Origin of the sequence: Halomonas sp. H10-9-1 (assembly GCF_040147005.1) — a bacterium.
Taxonomy (GTDB): domain Bacteria; phylum Pseudomonadota; class Gammaproteobacteria; order Pseudomonadales; family Halomonadaceae; genus Halomonas.
In genome coordinates this window covers 2,086,672-2,102,461 of record NZ_JAMSHO010000001.1, presented here as the reverse complement: position 1 = coordinate 2,102,461, position 15,790 = coordinate 2,086,672, and the positions used below count along the sequence as shown (strand labels likewise).

General features: G+C 67.3%; 16 protein-coding genes, 4 tRNA genes and 1 riboswitch. Of the genes, 5 read left to right on the top strand and 15 right to left on the bottom strand.

The genetic code is table 11. The features are described from left to right. The first annotated feature begins 30 nt into the window (after window positions 1-30). Both NFH66_RS09685 and NFH66_RS09680 read left to right on the top strand, forming a co-directional pair. Window positions 31-324: an FAD assembly factor SdhE gene (locus tag NFH66_RS09685; RefSeq protein WP_349610115.1), complete on the top strand. Its 294-nt coding sequence runs from the start codon at window positions 31-33 to the stop codon at window positions 322-324. Beyond that, window positions 284-679, top strand: coding sequence for a protein YgfX (locus NFH66_RS09680; RefSeq protein ID WP_349610114.1), 396 nt, complete (start codon window positions 284-286; stop codon window positions 677-679). Before NFH66_RS09685 ends, NFH66_RS09680 begins: the two co-directional genes overlap by 41 nt. A 60-nt stretch (window positions 680-739) precedes the next feature. Here the strand turns inward: NFH66_RS09680 and nadB are convergent, their stop codons facing one another. The 8 genes from nadB to NFH66_RS09640 all read right to left on the bottom strand — a co-directional run bounded on the left by nadB (window position 740) and on the right by NFH66_RS09640 (window position 6,930). Next, window positions 740-2,311, bottom strand: a complete 1,572-nt coding sequence (nadB, locus tag NFH66_RS09675; RefSeq protein WP_349610113.1) for an L-aspartate oxidase — start codon at window positions 2,309-2,311, stop codon at window positions 740-742. After that, window positions 2,292-3,437: an FUSC family protein gene (locus NFH66_RS09670; protein WP_349610112.1), complete on the bottom strand. Its 1,146-nt coding sequence runs from the start codon at window positions 3,435-3,437 to the stop codon at window positions 2,292-2,294. Before NFH66_RS09670 ends, nadB begins: the two co-directional genes overlap by 20 nt. Window positions 3,438-3,484: 47 nt before the next feature. Then, window positions 3,485-3,571: transfer RNA gene (locus NFH66_RS09665), tRNA-Leu, on the bottom strand. Between the two features lie 34 nt (window positions 3,572-3,605). Beyond that, window positions 3,606-3,679 (bottom strand) — tRNA-Cys (locus NFH66_RS09660). Window positions 3,680-3,705: 26 nt separating this feature from the next. After that, window positions 3,706-3,780: transfer RNA gene (locus tag NFH66_RS09655), tRNA-Gly, on the bottom strand. A gap of 60 nt (window positions 3,781-3,840) precedes the next feature. After that, window positions 3,841-4,389, bottom strand: a complete 549-nt coding sequence (gene pgsA, locus NFH66_RS09650) for a CDP-diacylglycerol--glycerol-3-phosphate 3-phosphatidyltransferase (protein WP_349610111.1) — start codon at window positions 4,387-4,389, stop codon at window positions 3,841-3,843. 68 nt (window positions 4,390-4,457) lie between these two features. Beyond that, on the bottom strand, window positions 4,458-6,272 hold the full coding sequence (uvrC, locus tag NFH66_RS09645; protein WP_349611699.1) for an excinuclease ABC subunit UvrC: 1,815 nt from the start codon (window positions 6,270-6,272) through the stop codon (window positions 4,458-4,460). A 10-nt stretch (window positions 6,273-6,282) separates the two neighbouring features. Further along, a complete protein-coding gene (locus tag NFH66_RS09640; protein WP_349610110.1) occupies window positions 6,283-6,930 on the bottom strand; it encodes a response regulator in 648 nt (215 codons plus the stop codon). Window positions 6,931-7,188: 258 nt separating this feature from the next. Between NFH66_RS09640 and NFH66_RS09635 the strand changes: the two genes are divergently transcribed. Continuing rightward, a tRNA-Ala gene (locus NFH66_RS09635) sits at window positions 7,189-7,264 on the top strand. Window positions 7,265-7,422: 158 nt separating this feature from the next. On the opposite strand, the gene ggt is transcribed toward NFH66_RS09635, so the two are convergent. The 6 genes from ggt to argF form a co-directional block, all read right to left on the bottom strand. Then, complete coding sequence (gene ggt, locus NFH66_RS09630; protein WP_349610109.1) at window positions 7,423-9,162, bottom strand: gamma-glutamyltransferase; 1,740 nt, start codon at window positions 9,160-9,162, stop codon at window positions 7,423-7,425. Window positions 9,163-9,318: 156 nt separating this feature from the next. After that, window positions 9,319-10,140 (bottom strand): thiazole synthase, encoded by an 822-nt coding sequence (locus NFH66_RS09625; protein ID WP_349610108.1) that lies wholly within the window; start codon window positions 10,138-10,140, stop codon window positions 9,319-9,321. Continuing rightward, entirely contained in the window at window positions 10,140-10,349 is a 210-nt protein-coding gene (thiS, locus tag NFH66_RS09620; protein WP_349610107.1) for a sulfur carrier protein ThiS, read from the bottom strand. The genes NFH66_RS09625 and thiS overlap by 1 nt, the downstream gene beginning before the upstream one ends. A 34-nt stretch (window positions 10,350-10,383) precedes the next feature. Then, window positions 10,384-11,481 (bottom strand): glycine oxidase ThiO, encoded by a 1,098-nt coding sequence (thiO, locus tag NFH66_RS09615; protein ID WP_349610106.1) that lies wholly within the window; start codon window positions 11,479-11,481, stop codon window positions 10,384-10,386. 65 nt (window positions 11,482-11,546) lie between these two features. Continuing rightward, a riboswitch (TPP riboswitch) is annotated at window positions 11,547-11,669 on the bottom strand. Window positions 11,670-11,732: 63 nt separating this feature from the next. After that, the gene (locus tag NFH66_RS09610) at window positions 11,733-12,038 is read right to left on the bottom strand and encodes a hypothetical protein (protein WP_349610105.1); all 306 of its coding nucleotides are present in this window, start codon (window positions 12,036-12,038) and stop codon (window positions 11,733-11,735) included. An 85-nt stretch (window positions 12,039-12,123) separates the two neighbouring features. After that, window positions 12,124-13,050 carry an ornithine carbamoyltransferase gene (argF, locus tag NFH66_RS09605; protein WP_349610104.1) on the bottom strand — a complete coding sequence of 309 codons (927 nt, stop codon included), beginning with the start codon at window positions 13,048-13,050 and terminating at the stop codon, window positions 12,124-12,126. 164 nt (window positions 13,051-13,214) lie between these two features. Between argF and NFH66_RS09600 the strand changes: the two genes are divergently transcribed. Then, window positions 13,215-13,556, top strand: coding sequence for a Grx4 family monothiol glutaredoxin (locus NFH66_RS09600; protein ID WP_349610103.1), 342 nt, complete (start codon window positions 13,215-13,217; stop codon window positions 13,554-13,556). Window positions 13,557-13,692: 136 nt separating this feature from the next. Here the strand turns inward: NFH66_RS09600 and rnt are convergent, their stop codons facing one another. After that, on the bottom strand, window positions 13,693-14,361 hold the full coding sequence (rnt, locus tag NFH66_RS09595) for a ribonuclease T (RefSeq protein ID WP_349610102.1): 669 nt from the start codon (window positions 14,359-14,361) through the stop codon (window positions 13,693-13,695). Between the two features lie 171 nt (window positions 14,362-14,532). Between rnt and NFH66_RS09590 the strand changes: the two genes are divergently transcribed. Further along, a complete protein-coding gene (locus NFH66_RS09590; RefSeq protein ID WP_349610101.1) occupies window positions 14,533-15,753 on the top strand; it encodes an argininosuccinate synthase in 1,221 nt (406 codons plus the stop codon). The last annotated feature ends 37 nt before the right edge of the window (window positions 15,754-15,790 follow it).

Sequence of the window (15,790 nt, the reverse complement as noted above, 5' to 3'; positions counted from 1 at the left end):
TACACCCCCAAGGCAAAGGCGAGGTCGACCTTGAACGAACCATCAAGCCCGGAGGCGGCACAGCGCAAGCGGCTCTATTGGCACTCCCGTCGGGGCATGTGGGAGCTGGATCTGCTGCTGGTGCCGTTCCTCGAACAGCGCTATGACGCCCTGGAGCCAGCCGACCAGGCCGCGTTTCGCGACCTGATCGACGAAGAGGATCAAGACCTCTTCATGTGGCTGATGCGCCGTGAGTTCCCCGCGGAGCCGGTGCGCCGGCGCATCATCGAGATGATCATCGAGCATGCCGAGAGTACCGACAGCGTGTCGCATCGGCCGGTCTAGGCTGGCACTGCTGGCACACCTCCTGCCGGCCGCCGCGGCGGCCGGCCTGCTTGTTCTAGTACTTCCCCCCTGGGGGTGGCTGGCGGCGACGCTCGGCCTGGGCGCGCTGGTCATCGGGTGCACGCTTGACCAGCCGCAGGGTGAGCTGAGCGCCGAGCTCCTGCCCGGTGGGGCGCTAGAGTGGCGCTGGCGGGCCGCCGGTGGCGCGACTCTGCAGCCGGTCAGCCTGCACTGTGACTACCTGGGGCCCTGGCTGATTGGGCTGCGCCTGAATGGCAGGCGGCTATGGTTGTGGGCCGACAGCTGCCCGGCGGCTGCCCATCGGGAACTGCGGCGTTACCTGATTCGCCACTAGGCCGACTCACGCTCCGGTGCCGTCCACCGGCCTGGCCAGTCACCGTGCTTGCGGCTCCGCTCAGTCGAGGTCGCTTAGCTGGATCTGGGAGGGACGGGGAAGTGGGTCGCCGTGGTGCGGGCAGTCCGGGTTGTAGTGCAGGCCGCGGGACTCGCGGCGCGCCCGGGCGCTGGCCACGGTCAGCCGCGCCAGGCGCAGCGAATGCCACAGTCCCACCAGTTCGGCGGCGGGTTGGCCGTGTTCAACGGCCGTGGCCATCTCCCTCTGAAGTTCAGCGAGTCTCTCTGAGGCTTCAATCAGCCCGGTGTCATGGCGCACGATGGCCACCCGGGCGCTCATCACGCCGCGCATGCGCTCGCGCCACTCGGCGAGTGCCGCCGGTGTCGCCTCGGCCCTGGCCCGGGTGGCAGGCGCGCTGACGAGCGGCACCCGCGAGGCATCCTGCAGCATGGCAGCGCAGCTGCGCGCAAACACCAGGCACTCCAGTAGCGAGTTGCTGGCCATGCGGTTGGCGCCGTGCAGGCCGGTGCAGGCCACCTCGCCTACGGCGAAGAGGTGGGCCACGTCGGTGGCGCCATGCTGGTCGGTGGCTACCCCGCCACAGCTGTAGTGGGCCGCCGGCACCACCGGGATCGGGACCTTGACGATATCGATGCCGCGGTCGGCGCAGTGGGCGTGGATGGTGGGGAAGTGCTCGCGGATCGCCGCCTCGCCCAGATGGCGCACGTCGAGGAAGACATGCTCGCTTGCGGTGCGTTGCATCTCGGCGTCGATGGCGCGCGCAACGACGTCTCGCGGCGCCAGTTCGGCACGCGGGTCGATGGCCGGCATGAAGCGTTCGCCGTGGACGTTGAGCAGTCGCCCGCCCTCGCCGCGCACCGCCTCGCTGATCAGGAAGGGGGTGCCCTGGGGGTCGTAGAGGCAGGTCGGGTGGAACTGCTGGAACTCCAGGTTCATCAGCGTGGCACCGAGCTCGGCGGCCATCAGCATGCCCTCGCCACTGGCCGGTTGGGGGCTGGTTGTGTGGCGATAGAGGCCGCTGGCGCCGCCGGTGGCCAGCACGGTGTCGTGGGCCGGCAGGTCGATCGGCTGCCCGTCAGTGTCGAGACAGCGTGCGCCTCGGCAGCGGCCGGCATCGTCCTGGAGCAGGCCGATGGCGGTGAGGTCATCGCGGATGTGGATTGCCGGATGCGCCGCGACATGGGCCTTGAGGGTATCCATCAGCGCGCGCCCGGTGGCGTCGGCGGCGTGGATGATGCGTCGCGCGCCGTGTCCGCCCTCGCGGGTGAGGTGGTAGGGGTAGTCTGCCCCGGGGCTGGCATCCCGCGTGAAGGGGACGCCCAGGCCAAGCAGCCATTGGATGGCCGCCGGCCCCTGCTCCACGGTGAAGCGCACCGCGGCCTCGTCGCACAGGCCGTCGCCCGCCACCAGGGTATCCTGGATATGCGCCTCGATATCATCGCTGGGGGAGAGTACCGCGGCGATGCCGCCCTGGGCCCAGCGGCTGGCGCCCCGGTCGTCGCTGGCGGGGCGCAGCAGGGTCACGCCACGCTGGTCGGCCACCTCCAGGGCGAGCACCAGGCCGGCGACACCGCCGCCGATGATAAGCACGTCATGGTTGGCGTGGGACATCTTGCGCTCCTCTGTCGGGCGTGGCGGTGTGGCGGCGAGCCCACTTGCGCCCCGAGGCGCGACGCAGGCGGCGGCTGGGCAGGCGGGTCAGGCCACCCAGGCGAGTGACCAGGGCCTCGGTGAGGCGTGCCAGCTCGCGGTTGAGCCACAGGTAGCCGCTGGGGCTGAACAGCGCCCGTCCCTGCGCACTGACCGCGGTGGTGGCGAGCGGGGCGTAACGCTGGAGGTCGAACTGGCTGATCTCGACCGCGATGGGCTGGCCGGTACGCACCTGATAGGCCAGGGTGCCCAACTCCCGGGCGAGGCGGTGCTGTTCGTCGCGCAGCCCTTCCATCGCCTCGATGCGATCATGGCCGGCACGGGTGTTCCAGTGGGTCTCCAGGAGCAGCTCGATGGTGGAGAGCATGCGCCGCTGCAGGGAGATGATGTCATCCAGCTCGTCGCGCCGCAGGCGGCGTTCACGATGGATGGCATCGACCAGGCCGCGCTGTTTGACCAGTGCCGAGCTGGTGGCCTTGAGCAGGGCGGGGGTGTCGATATCCAGGGTCGCCGAGGCGCTGGTGTGGGCGTGGAAGAGCCGCGCCATGCGCTCGAGGTTCTCGGCCAGCATGAAGCGCATCATGTCGGTGGCCTTCTGGGGCAGGACCAGTATCGTGATCGTGATGCCGACCAGGGTGCCCAGCAGCACGTCGAAGGCGCGCCACAGGCCCACGCCCAGGGCGTGGCTGCCATCGCCGACCACCAGCAGCAGGCTGATCGCGAACATCAGGCCGCTGTAGCCGTGACGGTTGCCGAAGGTGAGCCAGGTGGCGATGCCGATGGCGACCAGGCTGCCGGTGGGAATCAGCAGTGGCAGGCCGGTGGGTAGCAGGATCAGCAGCAGGCCGGAGCCGGCGCCGAGGACGGTGCCCAGCAGCCGCTGACGACCCTTGTCGAGCACGCCGCCGATATGCGGCAGATTGCCCATCACCATCAAGGTGCTGACCAGCGCCCAGCCCGCATAGGGGACCGCGAAGACGCGAATGATGACAAAGGTGGTGGTCAGCGCCAGTAGCACGCGCAGGACATGTAGTCGGCGCCGATAGCGATAGGTGAAGAAGGGGTCGCGTAGGGGCGGCAGGTTCATCAAGCGTTTGCCCCGCAGAGGTAGCGGCTAGCCCATCAGCTGATGGCTGGTGCCCGGAGCCGGGCTCGAACCGGCACGGTGTCGCCACCGAGGGATTTTAAGTCCCTTGCGTCTACCAATTTCGCCATCCGGGCGGCACGGTGTCGGGCAGTACAGGAAATCGGGGAGTGGAGGCTGGAGTCGGAATCGAACCGGCGTACACGGAGTTGCAGTCCGCTGCATAACCACTCTGCCATCCAGCCTCATCGAGTCGGGCCATTCGAAGGAATGGAGCGGGAAACGAGATTCGAACTCGCGACCCTCGCCTTGGCAAGGCGATGCTCTACCACTGAGCTATTCCCGCCTGACTCGAGAGCGAATTATACGGATAAGCCGGTGACTGTCAAGCGGTTTTGCGCTCCGATTACATGGAGCGCCGTAGATGTGGCCAGGCCGCACGGAGGTAGAGAACCATCGACCACAGCGTGAGCACGGCGGCCACGTAGAGCGTTACCACGGCGAGTGTGGCGATGGGGGTGCCGGGGGCGAAGGCCAGCAGCAGGAGGATGGCGACCATCTGCAGGGTGGTCTTCAGCTTGCCGATCCATGACACCGCCACGCTACCGCGCTTGCCCATCTCGGCCATCCACTCGCGAAGCGCCGAGATCACGATCTCGCGGCCGATGATCACCAGTGCCGGCAGGGTTAGCCAGATCGCCTCGTAGCGCTCGATCAGCAGCGCCAGGGCCACCGCCACCATCAGCTTGTCGGCCACCGGATCGAGGAAGGCGCCGAACGGCGTGGCCTGGTTCCAGCGCCGGGCCAGGTAGCCATCGAGCCAGTCGGTCACCGAGGCCAGGGCGAACAGGGCCGCCGCCAGAGGCATGCTCCAGGTGAAGGGCAGATAGAACAGTGCCACCAGGAGCGGGATGAAGGCGATACGGGCCAGGGTGAGGATATTCGGGATGTTCATCGCGCAAAGCTGTCCTTGCCGGTGAGGGGGCGTCAAGCGTTGGCGTATTCTATCCCCCTTGGCGGCCATCATCCATGCAGGGCGCGATGGATCGTTTCGGCCAGGCTGTCGCTGATGCCCGGCACCCGGGCGAGTTCGTCGCGACTGGCCTGCTTGACCCCCTGTAGGCCGCCGAAGAAGCGCAGGAGTTCGCGCCGGCGCTTGGGGCCGACCCCGGCGATGCCCTCGAGGGTGGACGTGCGCCGTACCTTGTCGCGCCGGGTGCGGTGGCCGGTGATGGCGAAGCGATGCGATTCATCGCGGATATGCTGGATCAGGTGCAGCGCCGGAGAGGAGGCCTCCAGGTTCAGGGTGCGATCCACGGTTTCCAGGAACAGCGTCTCCAGGCCCGCCTTGCGGGTCGTGCCCTTGGCCACGCCGAGCAGCGCCACCCCGGTGACCCCGAGGGATTCGAGCACCTCCCGGGCCATGTTGAGCTGCCCCTTGCCGCCATCCACGACGAGCACGTCCGGCGCTTGGCCCTCGCCCTCCTTCACCCGCCGGAAGCGTCGCGTCAGGGCCTGCTGCATGGCCGCGTAGTCGTCGCCTGCCGCGACCCCCTCGATATTGAAGCGTCGGTAGTCCGACTTGCGCGGGCCGTTCTCGTCGAACACCACGCAGGAAGCCACGGTCGCCTCGCCGAGGGTGTGGCTGATGTCGAAGCACTCCAGTCGCGCCGGGGTTGCCTCCATGCCCAGGGCCTCGCGCAGGGCCTCGAAGCGACGGGAAAGCTGATTCTGGCTGGCCAACTGGCCGGCCAGTTGCTGTTCGGCGTTGGTGCGCGCCAGTTCCTTCCACTGGGCACGATGCCCGCGCACCTGGTCGGTCAGGCGTACCCGGCGGCCGGCGCGCTCGGCCAGTGCCCGGGCGATCAGCTCGGCATCGGGTATGGCGTGGCTGGTGATCACCTCGCGGGGAATCTCGCGGGCCTGGCCCAGGTAGTACTGGCTGATGAAGTCGCCGAGCAGCGCCTCCTCCGACAGGTCCAGGCCGTTGGCGGGGGCGTGGTGGCGAGCCCCCAGCAGGCGGCCCTGGCGTATCGCCAGGACCGAGATGCACAGCGCCCCGGGGCGGCTGGCCAGCGCAAAGGCGTCGGCGTCGCCGTCCCCGGTATCCACGAATTGGCGCTGCTGCAGCTGGCGCAACTGCTGGACCTGGTCGCGCAGCTGTGCCGCCTCCTCGAAGGCCAGCTGGCGGCTGGCGAGTTCCATGGCGACGGTCAGCTCGCGGGTAACCTGCTCGCTCTTGCCCTCCAGGCACTGCACCGCGTGCTCCAGGTCGCGGCGGTAATCGGCCTCGCTGATGTAGCCGACGCAGGGTGCGCTGCAGCGATCGATCTGGTACTGCAGGCAGGGCCGTGTGCGGTGGGCGAAGACGCTGTCCTCGCAGTTGCGGATGCGGAAGATCTTCTGCATCAGCGAGAGGCTATCGCGAACCGCGTGGCTACTGGGGTAGGGGCCCAGGTAGCGGCCGTCATCGCGGCGGCTCCGGGCACGCTTGTATTCCAGGGCCGGGAAGGGATGGCGGTCGGTGACGAACACGAAGGGGTAGGACTTGTCGTCCCGCAGCAGGATGTTGTATGGCGGGCGCAGCTCCTTGATCAGGGTCTGCTCGAGCAGCAGGGCCTCTGTCTCGCTGTTGGTCACCGTGACCTGGATATCGCTGATACGCCCCACCAGCGCCTGGGTCTTGGCGTTGAGTGCGCCACGGAAGTAGCTGGCAAGGCGCGCCTTCAGGCGGCGCGCCTTGCCGACATAGAGGGTGTCGCCGGCCGCGTCGAGCATGCGGTAGACGCCGGGGGCCTCACTGACGTGGTCCAGGAAGCGGCGATGGTCGAAGGTCATGGCGCGCAGGTTACGAGAGGCTGGAGAAACCTTCCACCAGCCCGTGGCGAAGTCCCAGGTGGGTGAGCTCCACATCGGAGTTGACCCCGAGCTTCTCGAAGACGCGATAGCGGTAGGTGTTCACCGTCTTGGGGCTGAGGAACAGGCGGTCGGAGATGTCAGCGACCTTCTGGCAGTTGATGATCATCATCGCCACCTGCATTTCCCGGGAGGAGAGCTCGTCGAAGGGGTTCTCGGGCGAGTCGATGCGCGACAGCACCAGGCGCTGTGCCACGTTGGGGCTGACATAGCGCTGGCCATGGAACACCTCGCGGATGGCGCCGACCATCTCGTCGTGCTGGGAGTCCTTGCTGATCAGGCCCCAGGCACCGGCATCCAGCAGGCGCTGGGCGAAGGTATCCTCCAGCCAGGCGGTCAGGACCAGCACCCGGGCATCCGGCAGGGTGCGGGTGATCTTGCGCGTGGCCTCGAGCCCGCCGATGCCTGGCATGCGGATGTCCATCAGCACCACGTCCGGCTTCAGGCGACGGGTCTGGGCGATTGCCTCCTCTCCACTGGAGGCCTCGCCGATCACCCGCAGGTCCTTCTCGGCGTTCAGCAGGTGGGCCAGGCTGGTTCGTATCAGGTGGTGGTCATCGGCAATGAGTACCTTGATCAACGCGAGTGGCTCCTGGATGGCTCGGTGGCGGCGAGACGGCTCATCGAAAGTACGGTCATCGAAAGTAGGGGTCATCGAAAGTAGGGGTCATCGAAAGTACGGTCATCACTAGGCTAAAGAGTGGCATAACTGGCCGCCGGGAGGAAAGCCTACTTAGGCAGTGGCCGCCATCTCCCGGGGAAGCAATGAAAAAAGGGCTTGACGCGATGCCTGGGTCGCCGTATTATTCGCCCCGTTCTCGCAACGGCGAGACGGTGTGGGGCCTTAGCTCAGCTGGGAGAGCGCAACACTGGCAGTGTTGAGGTCAGCGGTTCGATCCCGCTAGGCTCCACCAACAAGCTTCTACGAATCAGCCGCCTAGCGTATTCCGCCAGGCGGCTTTTTCGTGTGTCCGTAAAGCTCCCGAAAAACCCCGCATGGCTCTGCATGTGATTCGCCCCCGGCACGCTGGCCGGGGACGCAGGCCTCCTGTCTGTCTATTTATAGCTATAGCTATAGCCCGATGGCGGAGGAGGTCGAGCGGCGGGGGTCGGCGCCGCCGTAGAACATGCCGTCGTCGATCAGGATCGACTGGGCGGCGCCCATGGCGGGCTGTTGGCTGACGGTGTGGCCACGCTGCTCGAGCAGGCTCAGGGTGTCGGGGCTGAAGCCGGCCTCGATGCGGATCTCGTCGGGCAGCCACTGGTGGTGCATGCGCGGGGCGCTGACCGCTGACTGGATGTTCATGTCGTGATCGATGACATTCATCAGCACTTGCAGCGTGGTGGTGATGATGCGCGAGCCGCCGGGGCTGCCGGTGATCAGGAAGTTCTTGCCGTCGCGCTTGACGATGGTGGGGGTCATCGAGGAGAGCATGCGCTTGCCGGGTTCGACCTTATTGGCCTCGCCGCCGATCAAACCGTAGGCGTTGGGCACCCCGGGCTTGGCCGAGAAATCGTCCATCTCGTTGTTGAGCAGGAAGCCGGCACCATCGACCACGATGCCGGAACCGTAGCTGAAGTTGATGGTGTAGGTGTTGGAGACTGCCAGGCCGCCGTCGTCCACGATCGAGAAGTGGGTGGTTTCGTTGGACTCGTAGTCGAACGGGTTGCCGGGCGCGACCTCGGCACTCGGGGTGGCCTGATCGCCGATCTGGGCGCGCAGCTCGGCGGCATACTCCTTGGAGGTGATGCCCGCCAGCGGCACATCGATGAAGTCGGTGTCACCGAGGAACTCTGAGCGGTCGGCGTAGGCCCGCTTCATGGCCTCGGCCATCAGGTGCATGCTCTCGGCGGAGCCGAAGCCCAGCTCGCCGATGGGGTACTCCTCGAGGATATTGAGCATCTGCACGATATGGGCACCGCCGGAGGAGGGTGGGCTCATGGCATAGATGTCGTGTCCCCGGTAGGTGCCGTGGCTGGGCTCGCGGATCACCGGCTGGTAGCCGGCCAGGTCCTCCGCGGTGATCAGGCCGCCATGGCGCTCCATCTCGGCGACGACCAGGCGCGCGGTTTCGCCTTCATAGAACTCCCGTGCTCCCTGGTCGGCGATGCGCCGCAGGGTGGCGGCGAGATCGGGCTGGCGGAACACCTCACCCACCTGGTAGGCGCTACCGTCCTCCTTGAAGAACGTGGTCATGCTGGCGTCCCAGGCCTCGAAGCGGGCGCGGGTGTCGTTCAGCCCCTTGACGAAGCGCGGCGGCACGACAAAGCCCTCCTCGGCCAGGCGAATGGCCGGCGCCAGCGCCTCGGCCAGGCTCAGGGTGCCGTACTGCTCCAGCGCCAGGGCCAGGCCGGCCACGGTGCCGGGCACGCCGGCCGCCAGATGGGTGAAACGTGAGCGCTCGGTGACCGCCTCGCCGTCCTGGTCCTGGAACATGGTCTCGAAGGCCGCGGCCGGGGCGGTTTCGCGGTAGTCGATGGCGATGACCTCGCCGCTCTCTTCATCGGAGATCAGCATGAAGCCGCCGCCGCCGATATTGCCCGAACGCGGTTGAGTCACCGCCAGGGCGAAGCCGGCGACCACCGCTGCGTCCACGGCGTTGCCGCCTGCTGCCAGCACGTCGCGGGCCACTTCGGAGGCCAGGAAGTGGCTGGTGGCCACCATGCCGCCGGGGCTCTCCTCGGGATGGAAGCGCTCCCCTTCGAGGATGGCTTGCTGAGAGAAGGCCAGGGGGGAGGCGAGCAGGCCGGCGGAGAGCAGCGCTGCGGTCAGGATGCGCGGAGCGTGGGAAGGCAGAATGCGAGCACTCATGGGTAGCTTCCTTTGTTTGAATTCGGGTCTGGAGGCTGGGGGTCGATCGGGCCTCGGGTGGCGCCGCGGGTGCCATGCCGCGAGGCGCCCTCCCAGTAGAGCAGGGTCTCGGTCAATGTCAAACGGCGGGCGCCGCACCGCCGTCAGAAGCAGAAGTCAGGGCGTGGCGTGCCAGAACGGCTGGCCGAGGGTCGGCGTGCTGGGGCTCGCCGTCTGGCGACGCTCCATCAGGCCGGCGCGATAGGCTTGGCGGCCCGCCTCGATGGCCCGGGCGAAGGCCGCGGCCATCGCCGCCGGACGCCGCGCCTTGGCCACGGCGGTGTTGAGCAGCACGCCATCGAAGCCCATCTCCATGGCCTCGGCGGCCTGGGACGGGGCGCCGAGGCCGGCGTCGATGATCAGCGGCAGGTCGAGGTGTTCGCGCAGGGTGCGCAGCGCATAGCGGTTCATCAGCCCGCGGCCGGTGCCGATCGGTGCTCCCCAGGGCATCAGCGCCTGGCAGCCCGCGTCGCGCAGCCGCTGGCACAGCACCAGGTCGTCGGTGCAGTAGGGCAGCACCTTGAAGCCCTGGTCGATCAGTTCGCGAGCGGCCTCCAGCAGGCCGAAGGGGTCGGGCTGCAGGTTGTAGTCGTCGCCGATCACCTCGAGCTTGATCCAGGGCGTTTCGAACAGTTCGCGCGACATCTCGGCCAGGGTGATCGCCTCGCGGGCGGAGCGGCAGCCCGCGGTGTTGGGCAGCAGGCGACAGCCGCTTTCGCGCAGGATCTCCCAGAAGGTGTCGCCGTCGCCCGCGGCGGGGTTCTGGCGCCGCAGCCCCAGGGTGATCATGTCGCACTCGCCGGCCTCGATCGCCTCCTGCATCACCGCCGGCGAGGGGTAGAGGGCGGTGCCGAGCAGGAAGCGGCTGGTGAAGGCCTCGCCGTAGAGGACCAGGGCGTCGTCATGAGCATCGTCATGAGCATCGTGGTGAGTGTTCATCAGCCGCCTCCTACCGGGGCCACGATATCGACGCGGTCGCCGTCTGCGAGGGTGCGTTCGGGCCAGGTGGAGCGTGGCGCGAAGGCATCGTTGATGGCCACAGCGACACGGCGCTCGGCATAGCCCCAGCGGTCCAGGGCGGTGGCCAGGGCGGTGCCCGCGGGCAGCCGGGTGGCATCGCCATTGAGGCTCAGGGTGATCTCGTTCATGGGACTCTCCTTCTTCAAAGAGTTTGCTGCCTGGTCAAGGCAGCGATTCCTGGGGCGCGGCGGCGGACAGTACCGCGGCGAAGGGGCGCTCGCCCTCGCCGCGAATCTCGGCCAGCACATGGTCGACCACCGCCGGGGCCAGCAGGTAGCCGTGGCGGAACAGGCCGTTGGCGCCGATCAAGCCGTCACCCCGGGTGACGTGGGGCAGGTTGTCCCGGAAGGCCGGGCGCAGATTGACGCCCTGCTCGAGGATGCGTGCCTCGGCGAAGGCAGGTGACAGGGTGTAGAGGGCGCTGGAGAGCTCCAGCGACGACTGCAGCGAGATGGGCGAGCGGTCCTCGCTCTCGATGGAGGTGGCGCCGATCACGAAGTGACCGCCCGGCTTGGGGACCACATAGAGCTGGTAGCGCGGGTGCATCAGGCGTACCGCTCGGGACAGTTTCACCTCGTCGGTATGCACATGCAAGGTTTCGCCGCGTACGCCGCGCAGGGTGGGGTGGCTGGGCTTGGCGCCATGACCGCGGCAGTCGAGCACCAGGTCGAAGGTGCGTCGGCCGGAAGGGGTGGCAATCTCGCCGGGGTGGGGTGTCACCGGGGTGTGGGCATGGCACTCGCCGCCCAGTTCGAGGATCGCCTCGAGCAGCCGGTTGAGCAGCCCGCGGTTGTCGAGGTGGGCCTCGTCGGCGAGGTACAGACCGTGGCGAAAGCCCGCCAGGCCGGGCTCCAATGCATGGATGCCGGCGGCATCCAGCGCCCGGTAGCCGGCGGGCTGGCCGATGGCGTCGTCCAGGTCGCGGCGGAACTGGGTCAGCTCGTTCTCGTCCTGGGGGTGGGCCACCACCAGGCTGCCGTGCGGGTGCCACAGGCCGGGGGCCTGCAGTTTGTCGAGCCACTGCGGCCAGCGCTCGAGGGCCACCCGGCCCATGGCGTAGATGCAGCGCTCGCCGACCACGGTCTCGGCCAGCGGGGCGACCATGCCGGCGGCGGTCCAGGCGGCCGCCGGCGGGGTGGCGAGGTCGCCGGCGTCATACAGGGTGACGGCGTGGCCATCGCGCAGCAGTTGCCAGGCGAGCAGGCGGCCAAGCAGGCCGGCACCGGCCACGGCGATGCGTTGTTGAGGGTGTCGATTCATCGAGCGGGCATCCAGCGGGTGGAGTGACGAACAGGCCGGATGCGGGGCAGGGGCAGGGGCGGGCAGCGAGGCACGATCTTGTTCCCTCCGCAGGCATCAACCTGATCAGGTTCAACGGGTTCGGCCGTACCGATCTCAGCCCCTGAGGCTACCGCTTCGCGGCTACCGGGGCTCCCCGACAAGTCGTATCAACATAACCAAAGAGGCCCGCCGACGCAATCGAGCGTCGGCGGGCCTCGGCAGCCTGGCGATCAGGCGCAGTCGGCGGCGCCCTCGCCGAACATGTCGAAAAGCAGCTCGCGACCCATGCCGGTGAGCACGAAGCGCCGCTGGTCATTCCAGGTGGCGGCCTCGCTGTTCTCGAGGATGCGCTGGCAGGCCGACCACTCGTGGCAGTCGCTCTCCAGAGTCTCCAGGGCATCGGGGTCGAGGCCGCGGTGGGGCACAGTGACGGTCTCGAGGACGTGGCCCTGGCGGTAGAGCAGGGCGGCCATGTTGGAGAGGCACTGGCGCAGGCTGCGCTGCATGCCGAAGGTATCGATCGAAGATGTAGTCATGCGCCGCGTCTTCCCTGGTGGAATGTGCTGCGGCGCATTATACAACCTTGGTCGAATAAGACAAAGGTCTATGTGGCTCCGGAGATCACGGCGCCTCGTGGACCTCGCCAAGCAGCAGGAACTCGATCAGTGCCTTCTGGGCGTGCAGGCGGTTGCCGGCCTCCTGCCAGACCACGGCCCGCGGGTCGTCGAGCAGGGTCTCGCTGATCTCCTCGCCGCGATGGGCGGGCAGGCAGTGCAGGAAGAGCACATCGTCCTGCGCGCGATCGAGTAGCGCCTCGGTCACCTGGAAGCCGGCGAAGTCCGCTTCCCGCCTGGCCTGCTCCTCCTCTTGCCCCATGGAGGCCCAGACATCGGTGGTCACCAGGTCGGCATTGGCCACGGCCTCGGCGGGATCGCGCAGGATAGTGACGCGGTCGCCGGCGGCCGCGAGGATATCCTGGCGCGGCTCATAGCCCTCGGGGCAGCAGATGCGCAGCCGGAAGTCGAACTGGCGGGCGGCATTGATCCAGGAGTGGCACATGTTGTTGCCGTCGCCGATCCACACCGCGGTCTTGCCCCGCACGCTGCCGCGCAGCTCGGTCCAGGTCATCACATCGGCGAGCAGCTGGCAGGGGTGGTAGTCGTCGGTGAGGGCGTTGATCACCGGCACGCTGCTGGCGGCTGCGTAGGCCTCGAGCCCGGCGTGGGAGAAGGTGCGGATCATCACGATGTCGACCATCTCCGAGAGCACCCGGGCGGTATCGCCGATGGGCTCGCCGCGGCCGAGCTGGGTGTCGCGGGGCGAGAGGAACAGCGCATGGCCACCGAAGTGCGCCATGGCGGTCTCGAAGGAGACCCGGGTGCGGGTCGAGGACTTCTCGAAGATCATCGCCATGGTGTGGTTCGGGAAGGGGGTATAGGTGGGCCCCTCCACCTTGAGCGCGTTCTTGATGGTGATGGCGCGCTGGATCAGGTTGCTCAGCTCTTCGGGGCTGGCATCCATCAGGGTCAGGAAGTGCCGAGTGGCCATGGGGTGCTCCTCATGAAAACGCACATCCTAGCCAGCCGTCGGGGGATGCGCAACGCGCCATGGATCAGTAGAATGACCTGCACCAAGACCTACTGCCGGGGTCGGGTATTGTCCGAGCCGGCATCCGCGACCTCTGTTGTCCGTTACCTTCATAGGGAGACGCCATGAGCACCACCCTCGAGAACATCCAGCGCCAGATCGGCGAGAATCCGATCCTGATCTACATGAAGGGCAGCCCCCAGCTGCCGCAGTGTGGCTTCTCCGCCCAGACCGTGCAGGCGCTGATGTCCTGCGGCGAGCGCTTCGCCTTCGTCAATATCCTGGATAACCCGGACATCCGCGCCGAGCTGCCCAAGTATGCCAACTGGCCCACCTTCCCTCAGCTGTGGGTCGAGGGCGAGCTGGTCGGCGGCTGTGACATCGTGCTGGAGATGCATCAGAAGGGCGAGCTCGAGACGCTGATCAAGGAGACCGCCGCCAAGCACAAGGATGACGCCGAGCAGTAAGCGCCAGGCGTCGGGCCACAAGCAAAACCCCGAAGGTGCAAGCCTTCGGGGTTTTGCTTTTGGTGGATGCCCCACCCAGCCTGGGCCTTGCTCCTTGCTCCTTGCTCCTTGCTCCTTGCTCCTTGCTCCTTGCAGCTTATGGCTTTTCCTCCATCCCCTGTTCGCGCTGGGCCTGGGCCCAGCCGCCGATCTCCTTGTAGCGGTTGACCATGGCGCAGAACAGCTCGGCGGTGCGTTCGGTATCATAGCGCGCCGAATGGGCTTCGCTGTTGCTGAACTCGATGCCGGCGGCGCGGCAGGCGCGGGCCAGCACCGTCTGGCCGTACATCAGGCCGGCCAGCGAGGCGGTATCGAAGCTGGAGAAGGGGTGGAAGGGATTGCGCTTGATGCCGCAGCGGTTCACCGCGGCGTTGAGGAAGCCGTGGTCGAAGGCCGAGTTGTGGCCAACCAGGATGGCGCGGGTGCAGCCATGGGCCTTGATCGACTTGCGAACCGGGCGGAAGATCTCGCCCAGTGCCTCGGCCTCGGAGACCGCCACCTGGCGGCGCAGGGGATCGTCGAGCTTGATGCCAGTGAAGTCCAGTGCCGACTGCTCGACGCTGGCGCCCGCGAACGGCTCCACGTGAAAGGCGTAGGTGGACTCGGGAGTCAGGTTGCCCTCGGCGTCCATGGTCAGGGTGACCGCCGCGATCTCGAGGATCGCGTTGTGCTCGGAATTGAAGCCGCCGGTTTCCAGGTCCACGACCACCGGCAGGTAGCTGCGGAATCGTTGTGCCATCAGGCCGCAGGCGATCGCCTCGCTCATGCACCTCTCCTTCGTGTTTGGCCTTTGTGTCACGGGCAGGTCGGCTACGGCCCGGCGATAATCCGCGCAGTCTAGCAGCTCGCCCCCGAGACGTCCCGCGGACAGTATTCGAGGCCCGGCTGTCGCGCTATACTGACGGACTCTAGCGTTCATCAGAAAGGAGCTCCTCGAATGTCCGATGTCAAGAAGGTTGTGCTGGCCTATTCCGGTGGCCTGGACACCTCCGTAATCGTCAGGTGGTTGCAGGAAACCTACAACTGCGAGGTGGTGACCTTCACCGCCGACATCGGCCAGGGCGAGGAGGTGGAACCGGCGCGCGCCAAGGCGCAGGCGCTGGGCGTCAAGGAGATCTACATCGAGGATCTCCGCGAGGAGTTCGTGCGTGACTACGTCTACCCGATGTTCCGCGCCAACACTATCTATGAGGGCGAGTACCTGCTCGGCACCTCCATCGCGCGTCCGCTGATCGCCCGTCGCCTGATCGAGATCGCCAACCAGACCGGCGCCGACGCCATCTCCCACGGCGCCACCGGCAAGGGCAACGACCAGGTGCGCTTCGAGCTCGGCGCCTACGCGCTCAAGCCGGGGGTCAAGGTGATCGCCCCGTGGCGCGAGTGGGACCTCAACTCCCGCGAGAAGCTGATGGCCTACTGCCAGCAGCACGATATCCCGGTGGACTTCACCGGCCAGAAGAAGAAGTCCCCCTACTCCATGGACGCCAACCTGCTGCATATCTCCTACGAGGGCGGCATCCTCGAGGATCCCTGGGCAGAGGCCGAGGAGGAGATGTGGCGCTGGAGCGTCTCCCCGGAGGCGGCACCGGACACGCCCACCTACGTCGAGCTCACCTATGAGAAGGGTGACATCGTGGCCATCGACGGCGTGCCGATGAAGCCCCACGAGGTGCTGGAGACGCTCAACAAGCTGGGCGGCGACAACGGCATCGGCCGTCTCGATATCGTCGAGAACCGCTATGTGGGCATGAAGTCCCGCGGCTGTTACGAGACCCCGGGGGGCACCATCATGCTGCGTGCCCATCGCGCGATCGAGTCGCTGACCCTCGATCGCGAGGAGGCGCACCTCAAGGACGAGCTGATGCCCCGCTATGCCGAGGTGATCTACAACGGCTACTGGTGGAGCCCGGAGCGCCGCATGCTCCAGGCCGCCATCGACGAGACCCAGCACAACGTCTCCGGCGTGGTTCGCCTCAAGCTCTACAAGGGCAATGTCATCGTCGCCGGCCGCCAGTCCAAGCAGTCGCTGTTCGACGAGTCCATCGCGACCTTCGAAGACGATGCCGGCGCCTACGACCAGAAGGATGCCGAGGGCTTCATCAAGCTCAACGCCCTGCGCCTGCGCATCGCCGCCGGCAAGGGCCGCAAGCAGGACTGATGTCATGGCGGGGCGCTCCACCACGGGGCGCCCCGCA

Excerpts from the sequence above, each read along its gene's own strand:
- thiO (WP_349610106.1), bottom strand. The coding sequence starts at position 11,481 with ATGAATCGACACCCTCAACAACGCATCGCCGTGGCCGGTGCCGGCCTG.
- NFH66_RS09600 (WP_349610103.1), top strand. The coding sequence starts at position 13,215 with ATGAGCACCACCCTCGAGAACATCCAGCGCCAGATCGGCGAGAATCCG.
- uvrC (WP_349611699.1), bottom strand. The coding sequence starts at position 6,272 with ATGACCTTCGACCATCGCCGCTTCCTGGACCACGTCAGTGAGGCCCCC.
- pgsA (WP_349610111.1), bottom strand. The coding sequence starts at position 4,389 with ATGAACATCCCGAATATCCTCACCCTGGCCCGTATCGCCTTCATCCCG.
- NFH66_RS09625 (WP_349610108.1), bottom strand. The coding sequence starts at position 10,140 with ATGAACACTCACCACGATGCTCATGACGATGCTCATGACGACGCCCTG.
- argF (WP_349610104.1), bottom strand. The coding sequence starts at position 13,050 with ATGGCCACTCGGCACTTCCTGACCCTGATGGATGCCAGCCCCGAAGAG.
- NFH66_RS09610 (WP_349610105.1), bottom strand. The coding sequence starts at position 12,038 with ATGACTACATCTTCGATCGATACCTTCGGCATGCAGCGCAGCCTGCGC.
- ggt (WP_349610109.1), bottom strand. The coding sequence starts at position 9,162 with ATGAGTGCTCGCATTCTGCCTTCCCACGCTCCGCGCATCCTGACCGCA.
- nadB (WP_349610113.1), bottom strand. The coding sequence starts at position 2,311 with ATGTCCCACGCCAACCATGACGTGCTTATCATCGGCGGCGGTGTCGCC.
- rnt (WP_349610102.1), bottom strand. The coding sequence starts at position 14,361 with ATGAGCGAGGCGATCGCCTGCGGCCTGATGGCACAACGATTCCGCAGC.
- NFH66_RS09590 (WP_349610101.1), top strand. The coding sequence starts at position 14,533 with ATGTCCGATGTCAAGAAGGTTGTGCTGGCCTATTCCGGTGGCCTGGAC.
- thiS (WP_349610107.1), bottom strand. The coding sequence starts at position 10,349 with ATGAACGAGATCACCCTGAGCCTCAATGGCGATGCCACCCGGCTGCCC.
- NFH66_RS09680 (WP_349610114.1), top strand. The coding sequence starts at position 284 with ATGCCGAGAGTACCGACAGCGTGTCGCATCGGCCGGTCTAGGCTGGCA.
- NFH66_RS09670 (WP_349610112.1), bottom strand. The coding sequence starts at position 3,437 with ATGAACCTGCCGCCCCTACGCGACCCCTTCTTCACCTATCGCTATCGG.